At 71.8% G+C, this 17729-nt stretch carries 15 protein-coding genes; 9 read left to right on the top strand and 6 right to left on the bottom strand.

The annotated features are described in order from the left end of the window. Nucleotides 1-62 precede the first annotated feature (62 nt). Nucleotides 63-527, bottom strand: coding sequence for a universal stress protein (locus ACZ4NT_RS32300; RefSeq protein ID WP_121407363.1), 465 nt, complete (start codon nucleotides 525-527; stop codon nucleotides 63-65). A gap of 123 nt (nucleotides 528-650) precedes the next feature. Between ACZ4NT_RS32300 and lysX the strand changes: the two genes are divergently transcribed. Both lysX and ACZ4NT_RS32290 read left to right on the top strand, forming a co-directional pair. Next, nucleotides 651-3938 (top strand): bifunctional lysylphosphatidylglycerol synthetase/lysine--tRNA ligase LysX, encoded by a 3288-nt coding sequence (lysX, locus tag ACZ4NT_RS32295; RefSeq protein ID WP_467728601.1) that lies wholly within the window; start codon nucleotides 651-653, stop codon nucleotides 3936-3938. Nucleotides 3939-4018: 80 nt separating this feature from the next. Then, nucleotides 4019-4864: a polysaccharide deacetylase family protein gene (locus tag ACZ4NT_RS32290; RefSeq protein WP_121407365.1), complete on the top strand. Its 846-nt coding sequence runs from the start codon at nucleotides 4019-4021 to the stop codon at nucleotides 4862-4864. A 61-nt stretch (nucleotides 4865-4925) separates the two neighbouring features. On the opposite strand, the gene ACZ4NT_RS32285 is transcribed toward ACZ4NT_RS32290, so the two are convergent. After that, nucleotides 4926-5594 carry a class F sortase gene (locus tag ACZ4NT_RS32285; RefSeq protein ID WP_121407366.1) on the bottom strand — a complete coding sequence of 223 codons (669 nt, stop codon included), beginning with the start codon at nucleotides 5592-5594 and terminating at the stop codon, nucleotides 4926-4928. Between the two features lie 332 nt (nucleotides 5595-5926). Between ACZ4NT_RS32285 and ACZ4NT_RS32280 the strand changes: the two genes are divergently transcribed. Then, on the top strand, nucleotides 5927-6418 hold the full coding sequence (locus ACZ4NT_RS32280) for a hypothetical protein (RefSeq protein ID WP_183117096.1): 492 nt from the start codon (nucleotides 5927-5929) through the stop codon (nucleotides 6416-6418). Between the two features lie 86 nt (nucleotides 6419-6504). Here the strand turns inward: ACZ4NT_RS32280 and ACZ4NT_RS32275 are convergent, their stop codons facing one another. The 3 genes from ACZ4NT_RS32275 to ACZ4NT_RS32265 all read right to left on the bottom strand — a co-directional run bounded on the left by ACZ4NT_RS32275 (nucleotide 6505) and on the right by ACZ4NT_RS32265 (nucleotide 8171). Next, nucleotides 6505-7038 (bottom strand): hypothetical protein, encoded by a 534-nt coding sequence (locus ACZ4NT_RS32275; protein ID WP_121407367.1) that lies wholly within the window; start codon nucleotides 7036-7038, stop codon nucleotides 6505-6507. 223 nt (nucleotides 7039-7261) lie between these two features. Next, entirely contained in the window at nucleotides 7262-8026 is a 765-nt protein-coding gene (locus tag ACZ4NT_RS32270) for a bestrophin-like domain (RefSeq protein WP_121407368.1), read from the bottom strand. 16 nt (nucleotides 8027-8042) lie between these two features. After that, nucleotides 8043-8171: a hypothetical protein gene (locus ACZ4NT_RS32265; RefSeq protein WP_467728600.1), complete on the bottom strand. Its 129-nt coding sequence runs from the start codon at nucleotides 8169-8171 to the stop codon at nucleotides 8043-8045. A 749-nt stretch (nucleotides 8172-8920) separates the two neighbouring features. On the opposite strand from ACZ4NT_RS32265, the gene ACZ4NT_RS32260 reads away from it, so the two are divergent. The 3 genes from ACZ4NT_RS32260 to ACZ4NT_RS32250 all read left to right on the top strand — a co-directional run bounded on the left by ACZ4NT_RS32260 (nucleotide 8921) and on the right by ACZ4NT_RS32250 (nucleotide 13167). Then, entirely contained in the window at nucleotides 8921-9859 is a 939-nt protein-coding gene (locus ACZ4NT_RS32260; protein ID WP_121407369.1) for an SCO0930 family lipoprotein, read from the top strand. A gap of 363 nt (nucleotides 9860-10222) precedes the next feature. Further along, complete coding sequence (locus ACZ4NT_RS32255) at nucleotides 10223-11035, top strand: SAM-dependent methyltransferase (protein ID WP_121407370.1); 813 nt, start codon at nucleotides 10223-10225, stop codon at nucleotides 11033-11035. After that, entirely contained in the window at nucleotides 11032-13167 is a 2136-nt protein-coding gene (locus ACZ4NT_RS32250) for an EAL domain-containing protein (protein WP_121407371.1), read from the top strand. The genes ACZ4NT_RS32255 and ACZ4NT_RS32250 overlap by 4 nt, the downstream gene beginning before the upstream one ends. Before the next feature lie 105 nt (nucleotides 13168-13272). On the opposite strand, the gene ACZ4NT_RS32245 is transcribed toward ACZ4NT_RS32250, so the two are convergent. Continuing rightward, complete coding sequence (locus ACZ4NT_RS32245; RefSeq protein WP_121407372.1) at nucleotides 13273-14154, bottom strand: LysR substrate-binding domain-containing protein; 882 nt, start codon at nucleotides 14152-14154, stop codon at nucleotides 13273-13275. A gap of 120 nt (nucleotides 14155-14274) precedes the next feature. On the opposite strand from ACZ4NT_RS32245, the gene ACZ4NT_RS32240 reads away from it, so the two are divergent. From ACZ4NT_RS32240 to ACZ4NT_RS32230, 3 genes are read left to right on the top strand one after another with little or no spacing between them, the layout of a single operon-like run. Beyond that, nucleotides 14275-14946 carry a succinate dehydrogenase gene (locus ACZ4NT_RS32240; RefSeq protein ID WP_467728599.1) on the top strand — a complete coding sequence of 224 codons (672 nt, stop codon included), beginning with the start codon at nucleotides 14275-14277 and terminating at the stop codon, nucleotides 14944-14946. A 1-nt stretch (nucleotide 14947) separates the two neighbouring features. Continuing rightward, on the top strand, nucleotides 14948-16897 hold the full coding sequence (locus tag ACZ4NT_RS32235) for a fumarate reductase/succinate dehydrogenase flavoprotein subunit (RefSeq protein ID WP_467728598.1): 1950 nt from the start codon (nucleotides 14948-14950) through the stop codon (nucleotides 16895-16897). After that, nucleotides 16894-17643, top strand: coding sequence for a succinate dehydrogenase/fumarate reductase iron-sulfur subunit (locus ACZ4NT_RS32230; RefSeq protein ID WP_121407375.1), 750 nt, complete (start codon nucleotides 16894-16896; stop codon nucleotides 17641-17643). The genes ACZ4NT_RS32235 and ACZ4NT_RS32230 overlap by 4 nt, the downstream gene beginning before the upstream one ends. Nucleotides 17644-17729: the final 86 nt, after the last annotated feature.

Raw genomic sequence — 17729 nt, 5'->3', positions numbered from 1 at the left:
GGGCACGCCGGTACGCCCGGACGCGGCCGACCGGACCCACGGCTCCGCAGGTCCGCCTGCGGCTACGGCACCACCGTCACCGGCCAGCGTCCCGCCTTCACCAGGCGGATCGCCACCGAGCCGACGATCCGGTGCCCCGCCTGCTCGGAGGCGCCGACCACCACGGCGTCCGCCTTGAGTTCGTCGGCCGCCGTCACGAGACCGTTGTACGGGTCGCCGCGGAAGGTGTGGAACTCCCAGCGCACGTCGAATATGTCCTTGACCCGCTCGGTGGCCTCCCTGATCTGCGCGATCAGATCCTCGGCGATCTCGTCGGTCGTCTCGCCGACCGGCACCCCCAGCGCCGCCCCCGCGGCCATCACCGGCTGGATGTAGACGACGGCGAGCAGCGCGCGCTGCCGGCGTGCGAGGCCACCGGCATATGCCGCGGCGCGCAGCGAGGAGTCGGAGCCGTCCACCCCGACGACGATGACCTTGGGGCCGTCGGTGCCCCGCTCGAAGCGATGCGAGTGCTGCTGATCCGTCACGGCGGTGAGGTTATCGGAAGCCCTTCGTCCGGAGCCGGGCGGGCACGTGCGACAGCCGTCCCCCCGGCTCGCGCGGAGCCGCTCGACGGGCGGCGCGGGCCAGGTCTTCCTACAGTCGGAAGCATGAGTGCCACCGTCCAGGCCACCAGGCCGAAGGGTGCCGCGGGCCCCGCACGGCCGTCCCGGGGCGGTCTCCTCGGCAAGGTGCCCGACGGCTTCGCCGTCTTCTTCGGCGCGCTCGGTCTGCTCTGCGCCCTGCTGGCCTTCATCGCGCCGCTGCGCCGGCTGCTGCGCCCGGTCGTCCGTTTCCTGGACCTGCTGACCGTGCCGGTCAGCGCCAACCTGGCCTACGCCGTCTTCCTCTTCCTGCTGGCCGCCGCGACCGCGGCCCGCAAGAAGGCCGCCTGGTGGCTGGTCGTCGTCTATCTCGGACTGCTGGTCCTCGCCGACGTCCTCGGGGTGGCGCTGGGCCTGTACGCCGAGTCGATCCCGTCCCTGTGCGTCTGCGGGCTGGCGCTGCTGCTGCTCCTCGCGGCCCGCCGGGAGTTCTACGCCGCTCACCGCCGCGCCGCCGCGCGGCGGGCCCTGGCGGTGCTGGTCGCGGGTCTCGCCGCGGCGATCCTGATCGGCTGGGGGCTCGTGGAGCTGGCCCCCGGCGGACTGCCGCGCGGCCAGCGCCTGCTGTGGGCGGCGAACCGGGTCTGCGGCGGCCTGGCGTCCGGACGGTCCTTCGACGGATACCCGCCCCGCTGGCTCTTCTTCCTCCTCGGCCTGCTCGGCGCGCTCGCCCTGCTCAACGCGGCCGCCACGCTCTTCCGCTCCCAGCGCATGGAGGCGGCCCTGCACGGCGACGAGGAGTCCCGCATCCGCGCCCTCCTCCGGGCCTACGGCGCCGAGGACTCGCTCGGCTACTTCGCCACCCGCCGGGACAAGGCCGTCGTCTTCTCGCCCAGCGGCAAGGCCGCCGTCACCTACCGCGTCGAGGCGGGCGTCTGCCTCGCCAGCGGTGACCCGGTCGGCGACCGCGAGGCCTGGCCGCACGCCATCGACGCCTGGCTGGACGCCGCCCGGCGCCACGCCTGGGCGCCCGCCGTGATGGGCGCCTCGGAAGAGGGTGCCAAGGCGTTCGCCCGCGCCGGGCTCGGCGCCCTCCAGCTCGGCGACGAGGCGATCCTGCACGTCGCCGACTTCGACCTCGGCGGGCGCGAGATGCGGGTCACCCGGCAGGCCGTCAACCGGGTCAGGCGCTCCGGTGCCACCTGCCGGGTGCGCCGCCACTCCGTCCTCACCGACACGGAGATGTCGGAGATCGTCGCCAAGGCCGACGCCTGGCGGGACACCGAGACCGAGCGCGGCTTCTCCATGGCCCTGGACCGCCTGGGCGACCCCGCGGACGGCGACTGCCTGCTCGTCGAAGCCCTGGACGGCGACGGCGGACTCCTCGCGCTGCTCTCCTTCGTGCCCTGGGGCCGCGACGGCGTCTCGCTCGACCTGATGCGCCGTGACCGCAACGCCCCCAACGGCGTCATGGAGTTCATGGTCGCGGAACTGTGCGCGGTCGCCGGGAAGTCCGGCGTGCGCCGCATCTCCCTCAACTTCGCGGTGTTCCGCTCCGTCTTCGAGGAAGGCGCCCGGATCGGCGCGGGCCCCGTCCTGCGGCTGTGGCGCCGGCTGCTGCTCCTGTGCTCCCGGTGGTGGCAGCTGGAGGCGCTCTACCGCTCCAACGCCAAGTACCACCCCGAGTGGTACCCGCGCTTCCTCTGCTACGGCGACGCCGGCGCCCTCGCCCGCATCGGCCTGGCGTCCGGGATCGCCGAGGGCTTCGTCTCCGTCCCCACGCTGCGCGAACTGCGGAACCGGGGGAGGCGCAGGACCGAGCCGCGGCCCGCCACGACCGAGGGACTGCCGTCGCTGCCGGCCCTCGGCCTCGACGGAGGGGACGAGGCCGGGGCCGACGATCCGGCCGCGGGCCTGCCCGAGCAGGTGCGCGTCCGGCACCGCACCCTCGACCGGCTGCGCGCCGAGGGCACCGACCCGTACCCGGTCGGCGTCCCGCCGCGCACCCACACCGCCGTCGCGGCCCGTACGGCGCCCGCGGGCGAGGAGGTCACCGTCGCCGGCCGGGTCATGCTGGTCCGCGACTTCGGCGGCATCGTGTTCGCCGTGCTGCGCGACTGGTCGGGCGACCTGCAGCTCGCCCTCACCCGCTCCGGTTCGGGACCGGCCCTCGGCCGCTTCACCGCCGACACCGACATCGGCGACCACATCACGGCCACCGGCGAGCGGGGCACCAGCGACAAGGGCGAGCCGACCGTCTTCGTCACGTCCTGGCAGCTCACCGGAAAGTGCCTGCGCCCGCTGCCGGACAAGTACCGGGGCCTGGCCGACCCGGAGGCGAAGGTGCGCCGCCGCTACGTCGACCTGGTGTCCAGCCCCGACGCACGCGACGTCGTCCGGGCCCGGTCCACCGCCGTCCAGGCCCTGCGGCAGGGGCTGCTCGACCGCGGGTACCTGGAGGTCGAGACCCCGATGCTCCAGCAGATCCACGGCGGTGCCAACGCCCGCCCCTTCACCACCCACATCAACGCCTACGACCTCGACCTCTACCTGCGCATCGCCCCCGAGCTCTATCTCAAGCGGCTGTGCGTCGGCGGCCTGGAGAAGGTCTTCGAAATGGGCCGCACCTTCCGCAACGAGGGCGTCTCCTACAAGCACAACCCCGAGTTCACGATGCTCGAGGCCTACCAGGCCTTCGCCGACTACGACGTGATGCTCGACCTCGTCCGGGAACTGATCCAGGGGGCCGCCACCGCCGCCTTCGGCACCCCCGTCGCCCGCAAGGGCGGCACCGAGTACGACATCTCCGGGCCGTGGCCGGTCAAGACGGTGTACGGGGCGATCTCCGAGGCGCTGGGGGAGGAGATCGGCGCCGGGACCCCGCTCGCCGCGCTGCACCGGCTCTGCGACCGCGCGGGCGTGCCCTGGACGGCCGACGACGGCCACGGCGACGTCGTGCTGGAGATGTACGAGCGGCTGGTCGAGGAGCGCACCGAGCTGCCCACGTTCTACAAGGACTTCCCCACCGACGTGTCCCCCCTCACCCGGCAGCACCGCACCGACCCGCGGCTCGCCGAACGCTGGGACCTGGTGGCCTTCGGTACCGAACTGGGCACCGCCTACTCGGAGTTGACCGATCCCGTGGAGCAGCGCAGGCGGCTCACCGCGCAGTCGCTCCTGGCCGCCGGGGGAGACCCCGAGGCGATGGAGCTCGACGAGGACTTCCTCGACGCGCTGGAGTACGCGATGCCCCCCACCGGCGGCCTGGGCATCGGTGTCGACCGACTCGTCATGTTCCCCACCGGGCGCACCATTCGCGAGACCTTGCCCTTCCCCCTGGTGCGTCGCCGCTGACTGGTTCCATCGGGTGCATTCGGGGGCCCGCAGCCGTGTTGCTGGGCTGCGCCGACGGTCAAATGGGCGACTGATGAGTCATGAAAAAGGATCAGCTGCTCACGCGGCGCACGGCGTTGCTCGCCGGTGCCGCGGTGCTGGGCGCGGCCGGGGCGGCGGGCTCGGCCCGGCTGCTCACCGCCGACCCGGGCGCGCACCCGGTGCCGCGTCCCGCCCCGGTCTCGGGCCCTCAGGCGCGCCGCGCGCTGAAGCCCTCCGCGTACCGCCTCCAGCCCATCACCGGCTACGGCCCGCCCCACGGGGGGCCCGCCAAGACCCTCGTCCGGCACGAGCCGTTCCTGCGCATGTCCGGACGCGGGCGCAGCATGGTGCTCACCTTCGACGACGGACCCGACCCGCGCTACACCCCCGACATCCTGCGCACGCTGCGCACGCACGACGTCCGCGCGATGTTCTTCGTGTGCGGCGAGATGGCCGCCTACAACAAGGACCTGCTGCGGGAGATGGCCGACGACGGGCACATCGTCGGCAACCACACCTGGACCCACCCGCTGCTGACCCGGCTCTCCCGCTCCGCGATCCGCTCGGAGATGGAGCGCACCAGCGAGGTCATCGACAAGGCGTACGGCGAGCCGCCCGTGTGGTTCCGCGCCCCCTACGGCGCCTGGAACCGGGCCGCCTTCCAGCTGGGCGCCGAATTGGGCATGGAGCCGCTCGCCTGGACGGTCGACACGCTCGACTGGACGACGCCGGGCACCCGGCGGATCACCGACCGGGTGGAGCAGGGTGCCGCCCCGGGGGTCGTGGTCCTCTCGCACGACGCGGGCGGCGACCGTTCGCAGAGTGTGCAGGCGCTGCGCGACTACCTGCCGCAACTGCTGGACTCCGGCTACCACGTCACCGTGCCCCGCAGGCAGTACACGTAGAAGGGGCGACCGGGCCGGGGGCGCCCGGTCCGCCGACGGGCCTCGCCCGGCCGGGGAACGCTCAGCGGACCTCGGCCAGGCGGGCGAACACCACCACGTTCCCGTTGTAGCCCTGCTGCTTGGAGAAACCGCCTCCGCAGGTGATGACGCGCAATTCGGGAGTTCCCTTGGTGCCGTAGACGCGGTCTCCGGGGAAATTGCTCTTCTCGAAGACCTCGATTCCGTAGATCTCGAATACGGCGGTCTTCCCGTCCTTGCGCTGGATTTCGACGCGGTTGCCCTTCTTCAGCGCGCCGAGCCCGTAGAAGACGGCGGGCCCGAGTTTGTTGTCGACGTGGCCGACGACCACGGCCGTGCCCTTTTCGCCGGGGGAGACCGCGCCGGTGAACCAGCCGGCGAGGTTGGGGTCCTCGGGGGGCGGCGCGTCGACCCAGCCTTCCGCGTCGAGGCCCACGGGCATGGCGGGGGCGTCGACCTGGATGGCGGGAATCCTGACCCGGTCGACCTCGGAGTAGGCGAGGGGGCCGGGCGCGGCCTTCCGGAACGTGCCGCCGTCCTTGACGTGGCTGTCCGCGGCCGCCGCCGTCGCAGGCTGCGGCGGTCCGACGTCGAACTCTCCCGAACCGTTGCGGATGAGAGCGAGGCCGGTCAGCAGCACAAGCGCTATCACGCCCCACGGCGCGCGCTTCTTCTGCCGCTCCTCCTCTTCGGCGAGCTCGGACGCGTGCATTCGCAATCCCCTCTCGACGCGGCCGTCGCCGCGTCCGTCGCGCATATGAGAACGCTAAGCGCAGCTCGCCCGGCGGGCGACGGGGAAACGTGCGAACGGGTGGTGCCCGACACCGGCGTGAGCCATCCGAGTCGCGCTGCGCAGGAAATTTCTGACGGTCCGTGACCTGCAATGACATCGCTCTGCGCGGAATTCTTCCGGCGTGTCCGCTCACCAGGACGGACCATTCCCGAAATGCGGCCGTGTGCAGGGCATCTGAGGGTCTGTCTGGGAGGCGCTTTCTCGCCGATCGACCGGGGACGGGTCCCGGGGCGTCTTCCGCGGAGGATCACATGCGTACAACTCGTGCCCTGGCGGTCTCTGCCGTCGCGGCCGCGGTCGTGGGGCTCGCCGCCCCCGCGGCCACGGCGTGGGACAGCCCCAGCAACATCGTCGCCATGCCCAGTGTCATCGCCCGGGGCGGGCAGCTGACCGTCACGGTCGACGGCTCGTCCTGCCAGATGCCGGGCAGCACCGTCTCCTCGCCGGTCTTCCCGACCACACCGCTGCACCACGTGAGCGGCAAGACCTCCACGGCGACGGTCACCATCGACCGCAACGCCCGACCGGGTTCGTACGACATCACGGCCCACTGCGGGGAGAACCGGAACCTCACCCGGCCGGCCGCCTTCACCGTCATCGGCGGTGTCCGCGGTGGTCTGGGCGGCAGCAGCTCCAGCGGGGCGACGCCCACCGACATGGCGATCGGCGGCGCGCTCGTGGCGGCGGCCGTCGTGGGCGGCGGGGTGTTCTGGATGCGCCGCCGGACCGAGAACCACATCTGACCGGCGGCCCCGCCGGAGACCGCACGTGACGGCACGTCGCCCCGGACCCCCTCGCAGGGGTCCGGGGCGACGTGCCGTACGGGGGGTCAGGAATCGTCCGTGGCACCGCGGCGGCGGGACGCGTACCAGGCGGCGCCGACCGCACCGGTGATGAGCGCGGCACCGAGGCCGATCTCCTTGAGGTCGAACCCGGCGACGCTGCCACCGACGCCGGCCTTGACGCCCCGCTGGATGGGGGCCGGGGGGCGGGTCAGGTCGGCCGGGCGCCCGGGAGCGATGCCGAGATCCGTGTGGCCGCTCACCCCGTCACAGGTGAACGTCACCTGGTAGACGGCGCCCGGCTTGGCGTCCCAGTCCACGGTGGCCGTGGCCGAGGACTGCCGGTGCGGGATGGTGACGGTGTCGAAGACGCCCGAGGAGACCGTGGCGTTGCCCTTGCACCCGCCGTCGCGCCGCAGCAGCAGCGTGACCTGGCCGCCCGCGGCCACGGTCGACGGCTGCACGCTGAAGCCGAACGGGGTGATGTTGCTTTCCTCCTCGCCGGCCGTGGCGGCCGGTGCGGACAAGGTCAGGGCGGTCACGCCCAACAGAGCGGCCGAAGCGACGCCTATCGCGCGCATGGTGAGCCTCCGGGTCCCCGAGGCGCCTGCTGCGGACCTTTTCCGCTTGCGCCGTAAATGCACCTCGATGACCGAAACGCTAGGAAGGTGTGGGCGTCGGCGCGATCCCTGTCGCGCGAATGGGGCAACCGTGTGGGCCGCTCAGGGGACGGCGTGCGTGCGGACGGGGGACGGAGACGGCGTGGCGTCCGTCCCCCGCGGCACCGCTCCCGCTGAGGCGCCGTCAGCCGGGCAGATGCGGGAACAGCGTGCGGAAGGGCTCCGCGGACGCCGCGATGCCCCGGCTGTAGGGCGCGTCCAGATCCCAGATCAGGAAGAGCAGGAAGGCGATCAGGGCGGAGAAGAGTCCCGCGAGGACGAGCTCGCGCGGTGTCCGTCTGATCTGCAGGGCGAAGATCATGCCGACGGTGACCACGGCGCCGGTGATCAGGCCGAACCACACCACGCCCGGCATGGTCGCCCCGGACGACGAACCGCGGCCCCGGCGGGCGTCGTCCGCGGCGGTGACCTGGTCGAGGAGGGGCTGGTACGCCTGGGCCTCGAAGTCCGTCCCCGGCTCGTAGTCGGTGACGTCCTGACGGATCCGTTCGAAGAGGCGGTCGCCGCGCGGGCTGAGCTTCTGCTCGTCGGCCATGCTCTTCCACTCGGTTGTGACGACATGACCGACATAGGTGTTGACGTCGTCCCGAATGCGGTCCCGGACCTCCGGCGGATAGACCCGGACCCGCTCCGAGATCTCGTGCAGCGCCTGGGCCTCCGCCTGCACGTGGTCCTGCGCGATGCCGCGCCCCTCCCAGACGCCGGCGATGGCCAGACCCAGGACGATGGCGTACACCACGCCGATCATCATCGTCATGTACTCGATCACGTCCGGGGTCTCGGACGGGTCCTCGTCCTCTCTGGCGGCGCGGTGCCGGACGAGGGTCACGACGAGGACGACGACGCACGCCGCCACCATCGCGAGGGTGAGAACAAGCCAATCCGACAAGAGTGTCTCCAGGGGGTCAGCGCGGACGCAGGGCGGCGACGGCGAGCACGGCGGGCGCGGTGATGAGCAGGGTGAGCGAGACCAGCGGCGGACCGCTGCGCCGCGGGTGCTTGCGCGGTGCGGTGCGGTACTCCGGATAGCTCACCGGGGACGGCGCGGCCTTGGGCGGCGGGCTCGGCCTCCGGGTGCGCGTCGGTGTCGGCTCCGGCGCGGGCGGCGGTTTCGGCGCCGGAGCCGCGAGGGGCGGCCTCGGAGCCGGTGCCGGAGGCGGCGGGGGCGCCGGCGGTGCGGGCCGGGGAGGAGGCGGGGGCTTCGGGGGCGGGGGCTTCGGGGGTGTGGGCGTGGGCTTCGGCGGCGTGGGCTTGGGAGGCGTGGGTTCGGGTGGGGGCGGCGGCGGTTCCGGCGTGGGCGTCGGGCAGGGCGGCGGGATCTCCGGAGGCGGGCCGCACCATCCGGCGCCGGCGACCGCCACCGCGTCCACTGCGCCGTCCGGACCGACCGAGGCGTACGCGCACGCGTCGGCGGACGCCTCCCCGGCCGGCGCGCCGCCGAGGAACCAGGTCAGCGCGAGCAGCGCCAATACCCGTACGGCGAGGGCGGATCGGGTCCGTCTGGGTGGATGCACGACCGAGATCATGGGGCGCTCCGCGGTGCGGCACGCCGGAGCGGCGGTGAATTGCCCCGAAGGAGGGACATGCGGCTTCGGCGGGTTTGCCGCACTGCGTGAAAGATCTCCCGGCGTGCGTACAACTGCACGATCTGCGGCCGCTGGGACACAGGGTCCGGAAAGAAATGTGCGAGCCGATTGAACGCCCGGCCCCCTCCCGCCCGTAATCAAGGCCATGAGCGGCGCACTAGGACGCTGCAACACCCAAGCGAACAGCGGGAGTTGACATGAAGACCTCCTGGCGGAGCGCCTCACTCGTAGCGGCAGCTGCGGCGGTACTGGCGCTCACGACGGCGTGCGGTCAGGAACAGGGCACACCGTCGACGGGAACCCAGAACGTGGGCGCCGCACCGGCCGCCGACGGTTACGGGTCCAGCTCCAGCGATGGTTACGGCGCCGATTCAAAGGACGAACAGGGCACGGCCGCCGAGGCGGAGACCGCGGGCCAGCTGTCCGTCACGGACAACGTGAAGCTCGGCAAGGTCGTCACCGACAGCGCCGGGCTCACCCTCTACCGCTTCGACAAGGACACCGCCGAGCCGCCCAAGTCGGCCTGTGACGGCGACTGCGCCAAGACCTGGCCGCCGGTCCCCGCGGACGGCGCCACGGCGGCCACCGGAGTGGACAAGTCCCTGCTCGGCGAGGTCACCCGCACCGACGGCACCAAGCAGCTGACGATCGCCGGCTGGCCGATGTACCGGTACGCCAAGGACACCAAGGCCGGTGACACCAACGGCCAGGGTGTGGGCGGGACCTGGTACGCCTCGGCCCCCGACGGCAAGAAGGCCTCCGCGGCCGATCTGCCGGGTCTGTCCGTGCGCAACGACCCCAAGCTCGGCGAGATCGTCGTCGACAAGAAGGGCATGACGGTCTACCGGTTCATGAAGGACCAGGCCTGGCCCGACTCGGTGTCGGCCTGCAAGGGCGCCTGCCTGGAGAAGTGGCCCGCGGTCGCGCCGGTCGAGGCCAACGACACCAAGGGTGTCGCCAAGAAGGGCCTCATGGCCTTCACCCGTCCGGACGGCGTCAAGCAGATGACGGTCGACTGCTGGCCCATCTACACCTTCTCCGGTGACAAGGCTCCCGGAGACACGAACGGCCAGGGCGTCGGCGGCACCTGGTACGCCGTCTCGCCCGAGGGAAAGCCGGTCGGCGCGTCGAAGTAGCGATCACCTCCCCAGGGTTGATCACCCCGCCCGCCAAGGCACGCCATCGCGAGAGGAGTTGACGCAGCAGCACCGAGTGCCGGACGAACCGAACAACGCGCGCGACCACGGTCCGCCCCCTCCGCACCGCACGGAGGGGGCGGACCGCTTCGGCGTGCGCTGCACGCTTTGGCGGGTTTCGGTTCGATTCGACGGGCCCCTCCCGGCGGTCGCCCGGGAGGGGCCCGGGACGGCACTTGCCGGAGGCAGTGACCGGTAACGGATGGTCAATTTCCGTTTTGGCTCGCCCCTTTGGCGGGCGATCAGTAGCCTCAGCTCGAACACCGGATCGCCTACGCCGTCGCCTACGCCTTGGAGAGATTGATGGAGCGTCCCGCCTGGGCCCCCCGGAGCATCGACATCTCGGTGCCGAGCGTGTCCCGCATCTACGACTACTACCTGGGCGGTTCGCACAACTTCGAGGTCGACCGGGACGCGGCCCGCAAGGCGATGGAATTCCTGCCGGGGCTTCCGAAGATCATGCAGGCGAACCGCGCGTTCATGCGCCGCGCCGTCCGGTACGCCGTCGGCGAGGGGATCACGCAGTTCCTCGACATCGGCTCCGGCATCCCGACCTTCGGCAACGTCCACGAGGTCGCCCAGGCGGCCAGTCCGGGCGCGCACGTGATGTACGTGGACCACGACCCGGTGGCCGTCGCGCACAGCCAGGCGGTGCTCCAGGGCAACGAGCACGCGGACGTCCTCGCCGCCGATCTGCGCAAGCCCCGCGACATCCTCGAGAACGCCCAAGTCGGCCGCCTGATCGACCTGAACCGTCCGGTGGCCCTGCTGCTCGTTGCCATACTTCACTTCGTGGAGGACGCGGACGACCCGTACAGTGCGGTGGCCGAGTTGCGCGACGCACTGGCGCCGGGCAGCCTGCTCGTCCTCACGCATGCCTCGTACGAGGGAATCCCGCTCCCGCCGGAGCGGGCCGAGGGTGCGGTGGACGTGTACAAGAACACCCGCAGCCCGCTGATCATGCGTTCGCGCGAGGACATCGCGCGGTTCTTCGAGGGGTACGACATGGTGGAACCCGGACTGGTGCCGATGCCGGACTGGCGGCCCGACACGGCACCCGAGGATGAGGATCCGTACTCCTATTCCGGTTTCGCGGGCGTCGGGCGCGCGGCGTGACCGCGGAACCGGACGGACCGGAGGACAGACTCCGCAGGTTCGCGACGATCTGGAGCCGGGCCGTCTTTCCGGTGACCTCCACCTCGCTGACCCGCCCCGAGTTCGAGGAACAACTCCTGCCGCTCGCACGCCGGTTGAGCGACGCGCTGCTGGCCAGGTCGTACGAGGCCGCCGAGGGCAGGGCGGTCGGCGCTGCGCTGGTCGGCACGCACTGCACCGACCCCGAGGCGCTCAGCCGGTCCCTCGACTGTGTCGACGCCTACCTGGTGCTCTACTGCGGCGGCGACGGCAACAGGGAAGCGCTGCGGACCCGTTCGGCGCGCCTGCAGCATGCGATCGCCGCCGGTTTCGCGCAGGCCCTGCGGGACCGGACACTGGCCGAGCAGGAAGCCATCTCCCACGCCGCCCTGAACGCGCGCAGTGTGGTCGCCGAGGCGCTGCACGCGAGCGAGGCACGCTTCCGGGCCGTGTTCGAGGGCGCGGCCATAGGGATCGGCATCGCCGACCTGGAAGGCAACATCCTGCAGGTCAACGGCGCGCTGCTGCGGATGTTCGGCGGGTCCGAGCAGTCGGTGCGCGGGCGTCGGGTCAGCGACTGGACCCACCCCGACGACGCCCCCCAAGTCTGGCGCCTCTACGACGAGTTGGTCCGGGGCGAGCGGGAGCACTACCACGTCGAGAAGGCCTTCTACCGCCCCGACGGCACCGCCCTGTGGACGAACCTGACGGTCTCCCTGCTGCGGGACGCGGACGGTCGTCCCCAATACCAGCTCGCGCTGATGGAGGACACCACCGAGCGCCGGCTGCTCAACCTGCGCCTGCGGTACGAGGCCACGCACGACGCCCTCACCGGGCTGCCCAACCGGACCCTGTTCTTCGAGCGACTGGAGAAGGCCCTGGCCGCGGGCGAGGGCCAGCGGTTCGGGCTCTGCTACCTCGACCTGGACGGCTTCAAGACGATCAACGACAGCCTCGGCCACGCGGCCGGCGACCGGCTGCTCGTCGAGGTCGCCGACCGGCTGCAGGCCTGCGCGACCGCTCCCGGTGAGATGGTCGCGCGGCTGGGCGGGGACGAGTTCGTGGCGCTGACCACCGGCCCGCACACCGAGCGCGAGGTCGACGAACTGGCCGGACGCATCATGAACGCCCTGGTCACCCCGGTCAGCATCGACGGCCGCGAACTCACCGTGCGCGGCAGCATCGGCGTGGTCGAGGGGCCCGCGGGGGAGCGCGGCCCCGCGGAGGTGCTGCGCAGCGCCGACATCACGATGTACCGGGCCAAGTCCGCGGGCGGCAACCGCTTCGAGCTCGCCGACCCCGAGGCCGACCTCCGTGCCATCACCCGGCACGGACTCACCACCGCGCTGCCCGCGGCCCTGGACCGGAACGAGTTCTTCATCGAGTACCAGCCGCTGGTGCACCTCGGGGACGGCAGCGTCCGGGGCGCCGAGGCCCTGGTGCGCTGGCTCCACCCGCAGCACGGTGTCCTCGGCCCGGACCGGTTCATCCCGCTCGCCGAGCACACCGGACTGATCGTCCCGCTGGGCCGCTGGGTCCTGGACCAGTCGGTCCGCCAGGCCCGCGCATGGCAGGAGCGGCACGCCGACGCCGGCCCGCTGCGGATCAACGTCAATCTCTCGCCCTGCCAGCTCACCCATCCCGGTCTCGTCTCCGACACGGTCGACATCCTGGAACGGGCGGGTCTCGAACCCGACGCGCTCTGCCTGGAGGTCACCGAGTCCGCGCTGATCGGCGCCGACGACGACCTCCTCAAGCCGCTGCGACGGCTGGCCGAGATGGGTGTCGACATCGCCCTCGACGACTTCGGCACGGGCTACTCCAACCTCGCCAATCTGCGCCGTCTGCCGGTGAGCATCCTCAAGCTGGACCGCTCCTTCACCCAGGGAATGCAGCAGTACCCGGCGGACCCCGTCGACCTCAAGATCGTCGAGGGCATCGTCTCCCTCGCCCACAGCCTCGATCTGGCGGTCACCGTCGAGGGCGTGGAGACGGGCGCCCAGGCCGAGCAGCTGCGGATACTGGGCTGCGACACCGCCCAGGGCTGGTACTACGCCCGCCCCGGTCCGCCGGAACGGCTGCACGAGCTGGCGCTGGTGGACGCGACGGGCTGACCGCGTCCCGGTGCGGGACCGAGGGGCGTCGCTCCCGTCCCGTACCGGGCCGAGGGGTGCCGCAACCGGCGTCGCTCCCGTACCAGACCGTGAGGCCGGGGCCGCTCAGCGTTCCAGCAGCATGCGCTGGAGCTCCCGGGCCGCCCGGGGCGGCGCGACGTCGCTGCGGTGGGCCAGGGCGATGGTGCGGTGCAGGCCCGGACGGGCCAGCGGGGTCACCCGCAGGCCGCGCCCCGACCGGGCCGCCACCATGCGCGGGACGACGGCCACGCCGAGACCCGCCCGGACGAAGCCCAGCACCGCGTCCATCTCGCCGCCCTCGACGGCGAAGTCCGGCTCGAAGCCCTCGGCCCGGCAGGCGGCGACGGTCAGCTCGCGCAGGTCGTAGCCGTGCCGGAACATCACCAGGCGCTCACCCTCCAGATCGCCGACCCGCACGGTGCGGCCCCGCCCCGGCGCGGGCGCCTCCGGCGACGAGACCACCACCAGGTCCTCCCGCAGCACCTCCACCGTGGTCAGCGCGGGGGAGGGCGTCGGCAGCGGCAGGACCACCAGGGCAAGATCGAGGGCACCGCGCGCCAGTTCCCGGACGAGGTCGTGCGAACCGCCCTCCTCGATCAGCAGCCGGATGCCCGGATAGCGGTCGTGGAAGGCCCGCAGGACGTCCGGGAGCAGTCCGGTGCACAGGCTCGGGGTGGCACCGAGGCGTACGCGACCGCTGCGCAGCTGGGCCAGCTCCTGCACCTCCTGCCGGGCGGTGTCCGCGTCGGCGAGGATGCGGCGGGCGAGCGGCAGCAGCGCCTCGCCCGCATCCGTCAGCGTGATGTTGCCGCGTGCCCGCTGGAACAGATCCGCCCCCAGCTCCCGCTCCAGCGCCTTGATCTGCTGGGACAGCGACGGCTGGGCGACGTGCACCAGGTCGGCGGCCCGGGTGAAGTGCCGGGTCTCGGCGACGGCGACGAAGTACTGGAGCTGGTGGAACTGCACCCCACCACGATAGGCCATGCCTATGGAAACGAGCCGGACCATGTCTTGGACCGATCGGGGTGCCCGCGCCTAGCGTTCTGAGACATGGCTCTGGCAACGCGGACGGACCGACGACCGTCCATGGCACGCACCGTGTGGGACAGCTCCGTCGGGAAGAAGACGGTGATGGCCGTCAGCGGCCTGATCATGCTGCTCTACCTGGTCGCCCACATGATCGGCAACCTGAAGATCTTCTTCGGCGAGGGGGAGTTCGACCACTACGCCCACTGGCTGCGCACCGTCGGCGAGCCGTTCATGCACTACGAGTGGACGCTCTGGCTGATCCGCGTCGTCCTCGTGGTCGCCGTCGTCGCCCACGCCACCGCCGCCTACCAGCTGAGCCGGCGCGACATCAAGGCGCGCCCCGCCAAGTACGTCCACAAGAAGCCGCGGTCCAGCTACGCCACCCGCACCATGCGCTGGGGCGGGATCATCCTGGGCCTCTTCATCGTCTGGCACCTCCTCGACCTGACGACCGGCACCGTGCACTCCGGCGGCTTCCAGTCCGGGCACCCGTACCAGAACGTCGTCGACACCTTCTCGACCTGGTACGGCGACCTCGTCTACATCGTCGCGATGCTCGCGCTCGGCCTGCACATCCGCCACGGCTTCTGGAGCGCGGCGCAGACCCTGGGTGCCGGCAGCCGCACCCGCGACCGAGCCCTGAAGGCCACCGCCAACGCCCTCGCGCTGGTGCTGACGCTGGGCTTCGTCTCCGTACCCGTGGCCGTGATGACCGGAGTGGTGAGCTGACATGACCTCCTATGCCGAGTACCGGACCGGTGAACCGGTCGTCGACCGCAAAGCCCCCCAGGGGCCGGTGAGCGAGCGCTGGGACACCCGCCGCTTCGAGGCCAGGCTGGTCAACCCCGCCAACCGCCGCAAGCACACCGTGATCGTCGTCGGCACGGGCCTCGCAGGTGGCTCGGCCGGGGCCACGCTCGCCGAACAGGGCTACCACGTCGTCCAGTTCTGCTACCAGGACTCGCCCCGCCGGGCCCACTCGATCGCCGCGCAGGGCGGCATCAACGCGGCGAAGAACTACCGCAACGACGGCGACTCCGTCCACCGGCTGTTCTACGACACCGTGAAGGGGGGCGACTTCAGGGCGCGCGAGTCCAACGTCCACCGCCTCGCGCAGATCTCGGTCGAGATCATCGACCAGTGCGTCGCCCAGGGCGTGCCGTTCGCCCGCGAGTACGGCGGCCTGCTCGACACCCGCTCCTTCGGCGGCGTCCAGGTCTCCCGGACCTTCTACGCCCGCGGCCAGACCGGACAGCAGCTCCTGCTCGGCGCCTACCAGGCGCTGTCCCGGCAGATCGCCGCGGGCAACGTGGAGATGCACCCGCGCACCGAGATGCTCGACCTGATCGTGGTCGACGGCAGGGCCCGCGGCATCGTCGCCCGCGACCTCATCACCGGCCGCATCGACACGTACTACGCGGACGCCGTCGTCCTCGCCAGCGGGGGCTACGGCAACGTCTTCTACCTGTCGACGAACGCCATGAACTCCAACGCGACCGCGGTGTGGCGGGCGCACCGGCGCGGCGCCCTCTTCGCCAACCCCTGCTTCACCCAGATCCACCCCACGTGCATCCCGCGCACCGGCGAGCACCAGTCCAAGCTGACGCTGATGAGCGAGTCGCTGCGCAACGACGGACGCATCTGGGTCCCGAAGGCCGAGGGCGACACCCGCCCGCCGAACGAGATCCCCGAGGACGAGCGCGACTACTACCTGGAGCGCATCTACCCCTCCTTCGGCAACCTCGTGCCCCGCGACATCGCCTCCCGGGCCGCGAAGAACGTGTGCGACGAGGGCCGCGGCGTGGGCCCCGGCGGCCAGGGCGTCTACCTCGACTTCGCCGACGCCATCCGGCGCATGGGCCGCGGAAAGGTCGAGGAGAAGTACGGCAACCTCTTCGACATGTACGCCCGGATCACCGCCGAGGACCCGTACACCGTGCCCATGCGGATCTACCCCGCCGTGCACTACACGATGGGCGGACTGTGGGTCGACTACGACCTGCAGACCACCGTGCCCGGGCTGTTCGCGATCGGCGAGGCCAACTTCTCCGACCACGGGGCGAACCGGCTGGGCGCCTCGGCGCTGATGCAGGGCCTGGCCGACGGGTACTTCGTCCTGCCCTCCACCATCAACGACTACCTCGCGCGCAACCCGCACCACGAGGACGTCACCGACGAACACCCCGTCGTCCAGGAGGTGCTGGCGGAGACCGAGGACCGGCTGCGGCTGCTCCTCGCCGTGGACGGGGACCGCACCCCCGACTCCTTCCACCGCGAGCTCGGCGAACTCATGTGGGAGTTCTGCGGCATGGCCCGCAGCGAGAGCGGGCTGCGCAAGGCATTGGAGCGCATCCCGCAGATCCGCGACGAGTTCTGGCGGCGCATCAAGGTGCCCGGCACCGGAGAGGAGTTCAACCAGTCGCTGGAGAAGGCCAACCGCATCGTCGACTACCTGGAGCTCGCCGAGCTGATGTGCCTCGACGCGCTGCACCGGTCCGAGTCCTGCGGCGGCCACTTCCGCGAGGAGTCCCAGACCCCCGACGGCGAGGCGGCCCGCAAGGACGACGAGTTCTCGTACGCGGCCGCCTGGGAGTTCACCGGCACCGGTGACGCGCCCGTCCTGCACAAGGAAGACCTCGTCTTCGAGTACGTCCACCCCACTCAGCGGAGCTACGCATGAAGCTCACCCTGCGCGTCTGGCGCCAGCAGAACGCCGACGCCGACGGCGCGATGTCCACGTACGAGGTGGACGGCATCTCGGCCGACATGTCCTTCCTGGAGATGCTGGACACCCTCAACGAGGAGCTCATCCTCCGGGGCGACGACCCCGTCGCCTTCGACCACGACTGCCGCGAGGGCATCTGCGGCGCCTGCTCGCTCGTCATCAACGGCGACGCGCACGGCCCGGAGCGCACCACGTCCTGCCAGCTGCACATGCGGTCCTTCCGGGACGGGGACACGATCGACGTCGAGCCGTGGCGCGCCTCGGCCTTCCCGGTCGTGAAGGACCTCGTGGTGGACCGGTCGGCGTTCGACCGGATCATCCAGTCCGGCGGCTACGTCACCGCCCCGACCGGCGCCGCACCCGAGGCCCACGCGACCCCCGTGCCCAAGCCCGACGCCGACTTCGCCTTCGAGCACGCGGAGTGCATCGGCTGCGGAGCCTGCGTGGCCGCGTGCCCGAACGGCTCGGCGATGCTGTTCACCTCGGCGAAGGTCAACCACCTCAACGTGCTGCCGCAGGGCGCCCCCGAGCGGGAGACCCGCGTGCTCGACATGGTGGCGCAGATGGACGAGGAGGGCTTCGGCGGCTGCACCCTGGCCGGCGAGTGCGCCACCGCCTGCCCGAAGGGCATCCCGCTGGTCTCCATCACCGGCATGAACAAGGAGTGGCTGCGCGCGACCCGCAAGGCGGGCAAGCGGTAGCCCTCTCTTCACAGGACGTTCGCCGAAAGGGTGCGGACGGGCGGGACCGGGAGTGGTGCTCATCCCCGGTCCCGTCTCGCCCTTCC

The sequence above is a fragment of the Streptomyces sp. NPDC026417 genome (assembly GCF_055567695.1).
This window is presented reverse-complemented; position numbering and strand designations above follow the sequence as displayed.

Bases quoted from the DNA above. Each gene is read 5' to 3' on its own strand.
- lysX (WP_467728601.1), top strand. From the start codon at position 651: ATGAGTGCCACCGTCCAGGCCACCAGGCCGAAGGGTGCCGCGGGCCCC.
- ACZ4NT_RS32290 (WP_121407365.1), top strand. From the start codon at position 4,019: ATGAAAAAGGATCAGCTGCTCACGCGGCGCACGGCGTTGCTCGCCGGT.
- ACZ4NT_RS32285 (WP_121407366.1), bottom strand. From the start codon at position 5,594: ATGCACGCGTCCGAGCTCGCCGAAGAGGAGGAGCGGCAGAAGAAGCGC.
- ACZ4NT_RS32280 (WP_183117096.1), top strand. From the start codon at position 5,927: ATGCGTACAACTCGTGCCCTGGCGGTCTCTGCCGTCGCGGCCGCGGTC.
- ACZ4NT_RS32275 (WP_121407367.1), bottom strand. From the start codon at position 7,038: ATGCGCGCGATAGGCGTCGCTTCGGCCGCTCTGTTGGGCGTGACCGCC.
- ACZ4NT_RS32260 (WP_121407369.1), top strand. From the start codon at position 8,921: ATGAAGACCTCCTGGCGGAGCGCCTCACTCGTAGCGGCAGCTGCGGCG.
- ACZ4NT_RS32255 (WP_121407370.1), top strand. From the start codon at position 10,223: ATGGAGCGTCCCGCCTGGGCCCCCCGGAGCATCGACATCTCGGTGCCG.
- ACZ4NT_RS32240 (WP_467728599.1), top strand. From the start codon at position 14,275: ATGGCACGCACCGTGTGGGACAGCTCCGTCGGGAAGAAGACGGTGATG.
- ACZ4NT_RS32235 (WP_467728598.1), top strand. From the start codon at position 14,948: ATGACCTCCTATGCCGAGTACCGGACCGGTGAACCGGTCGTCGACCGC.
- ACZ4NT_RS32230 (WP_121407375.1), top strand. From the start codon at position 16,894: ATGAAGCTCACCCTGCGCGTCTGGCGCCAGCAGAACGCCGACGCCGAC.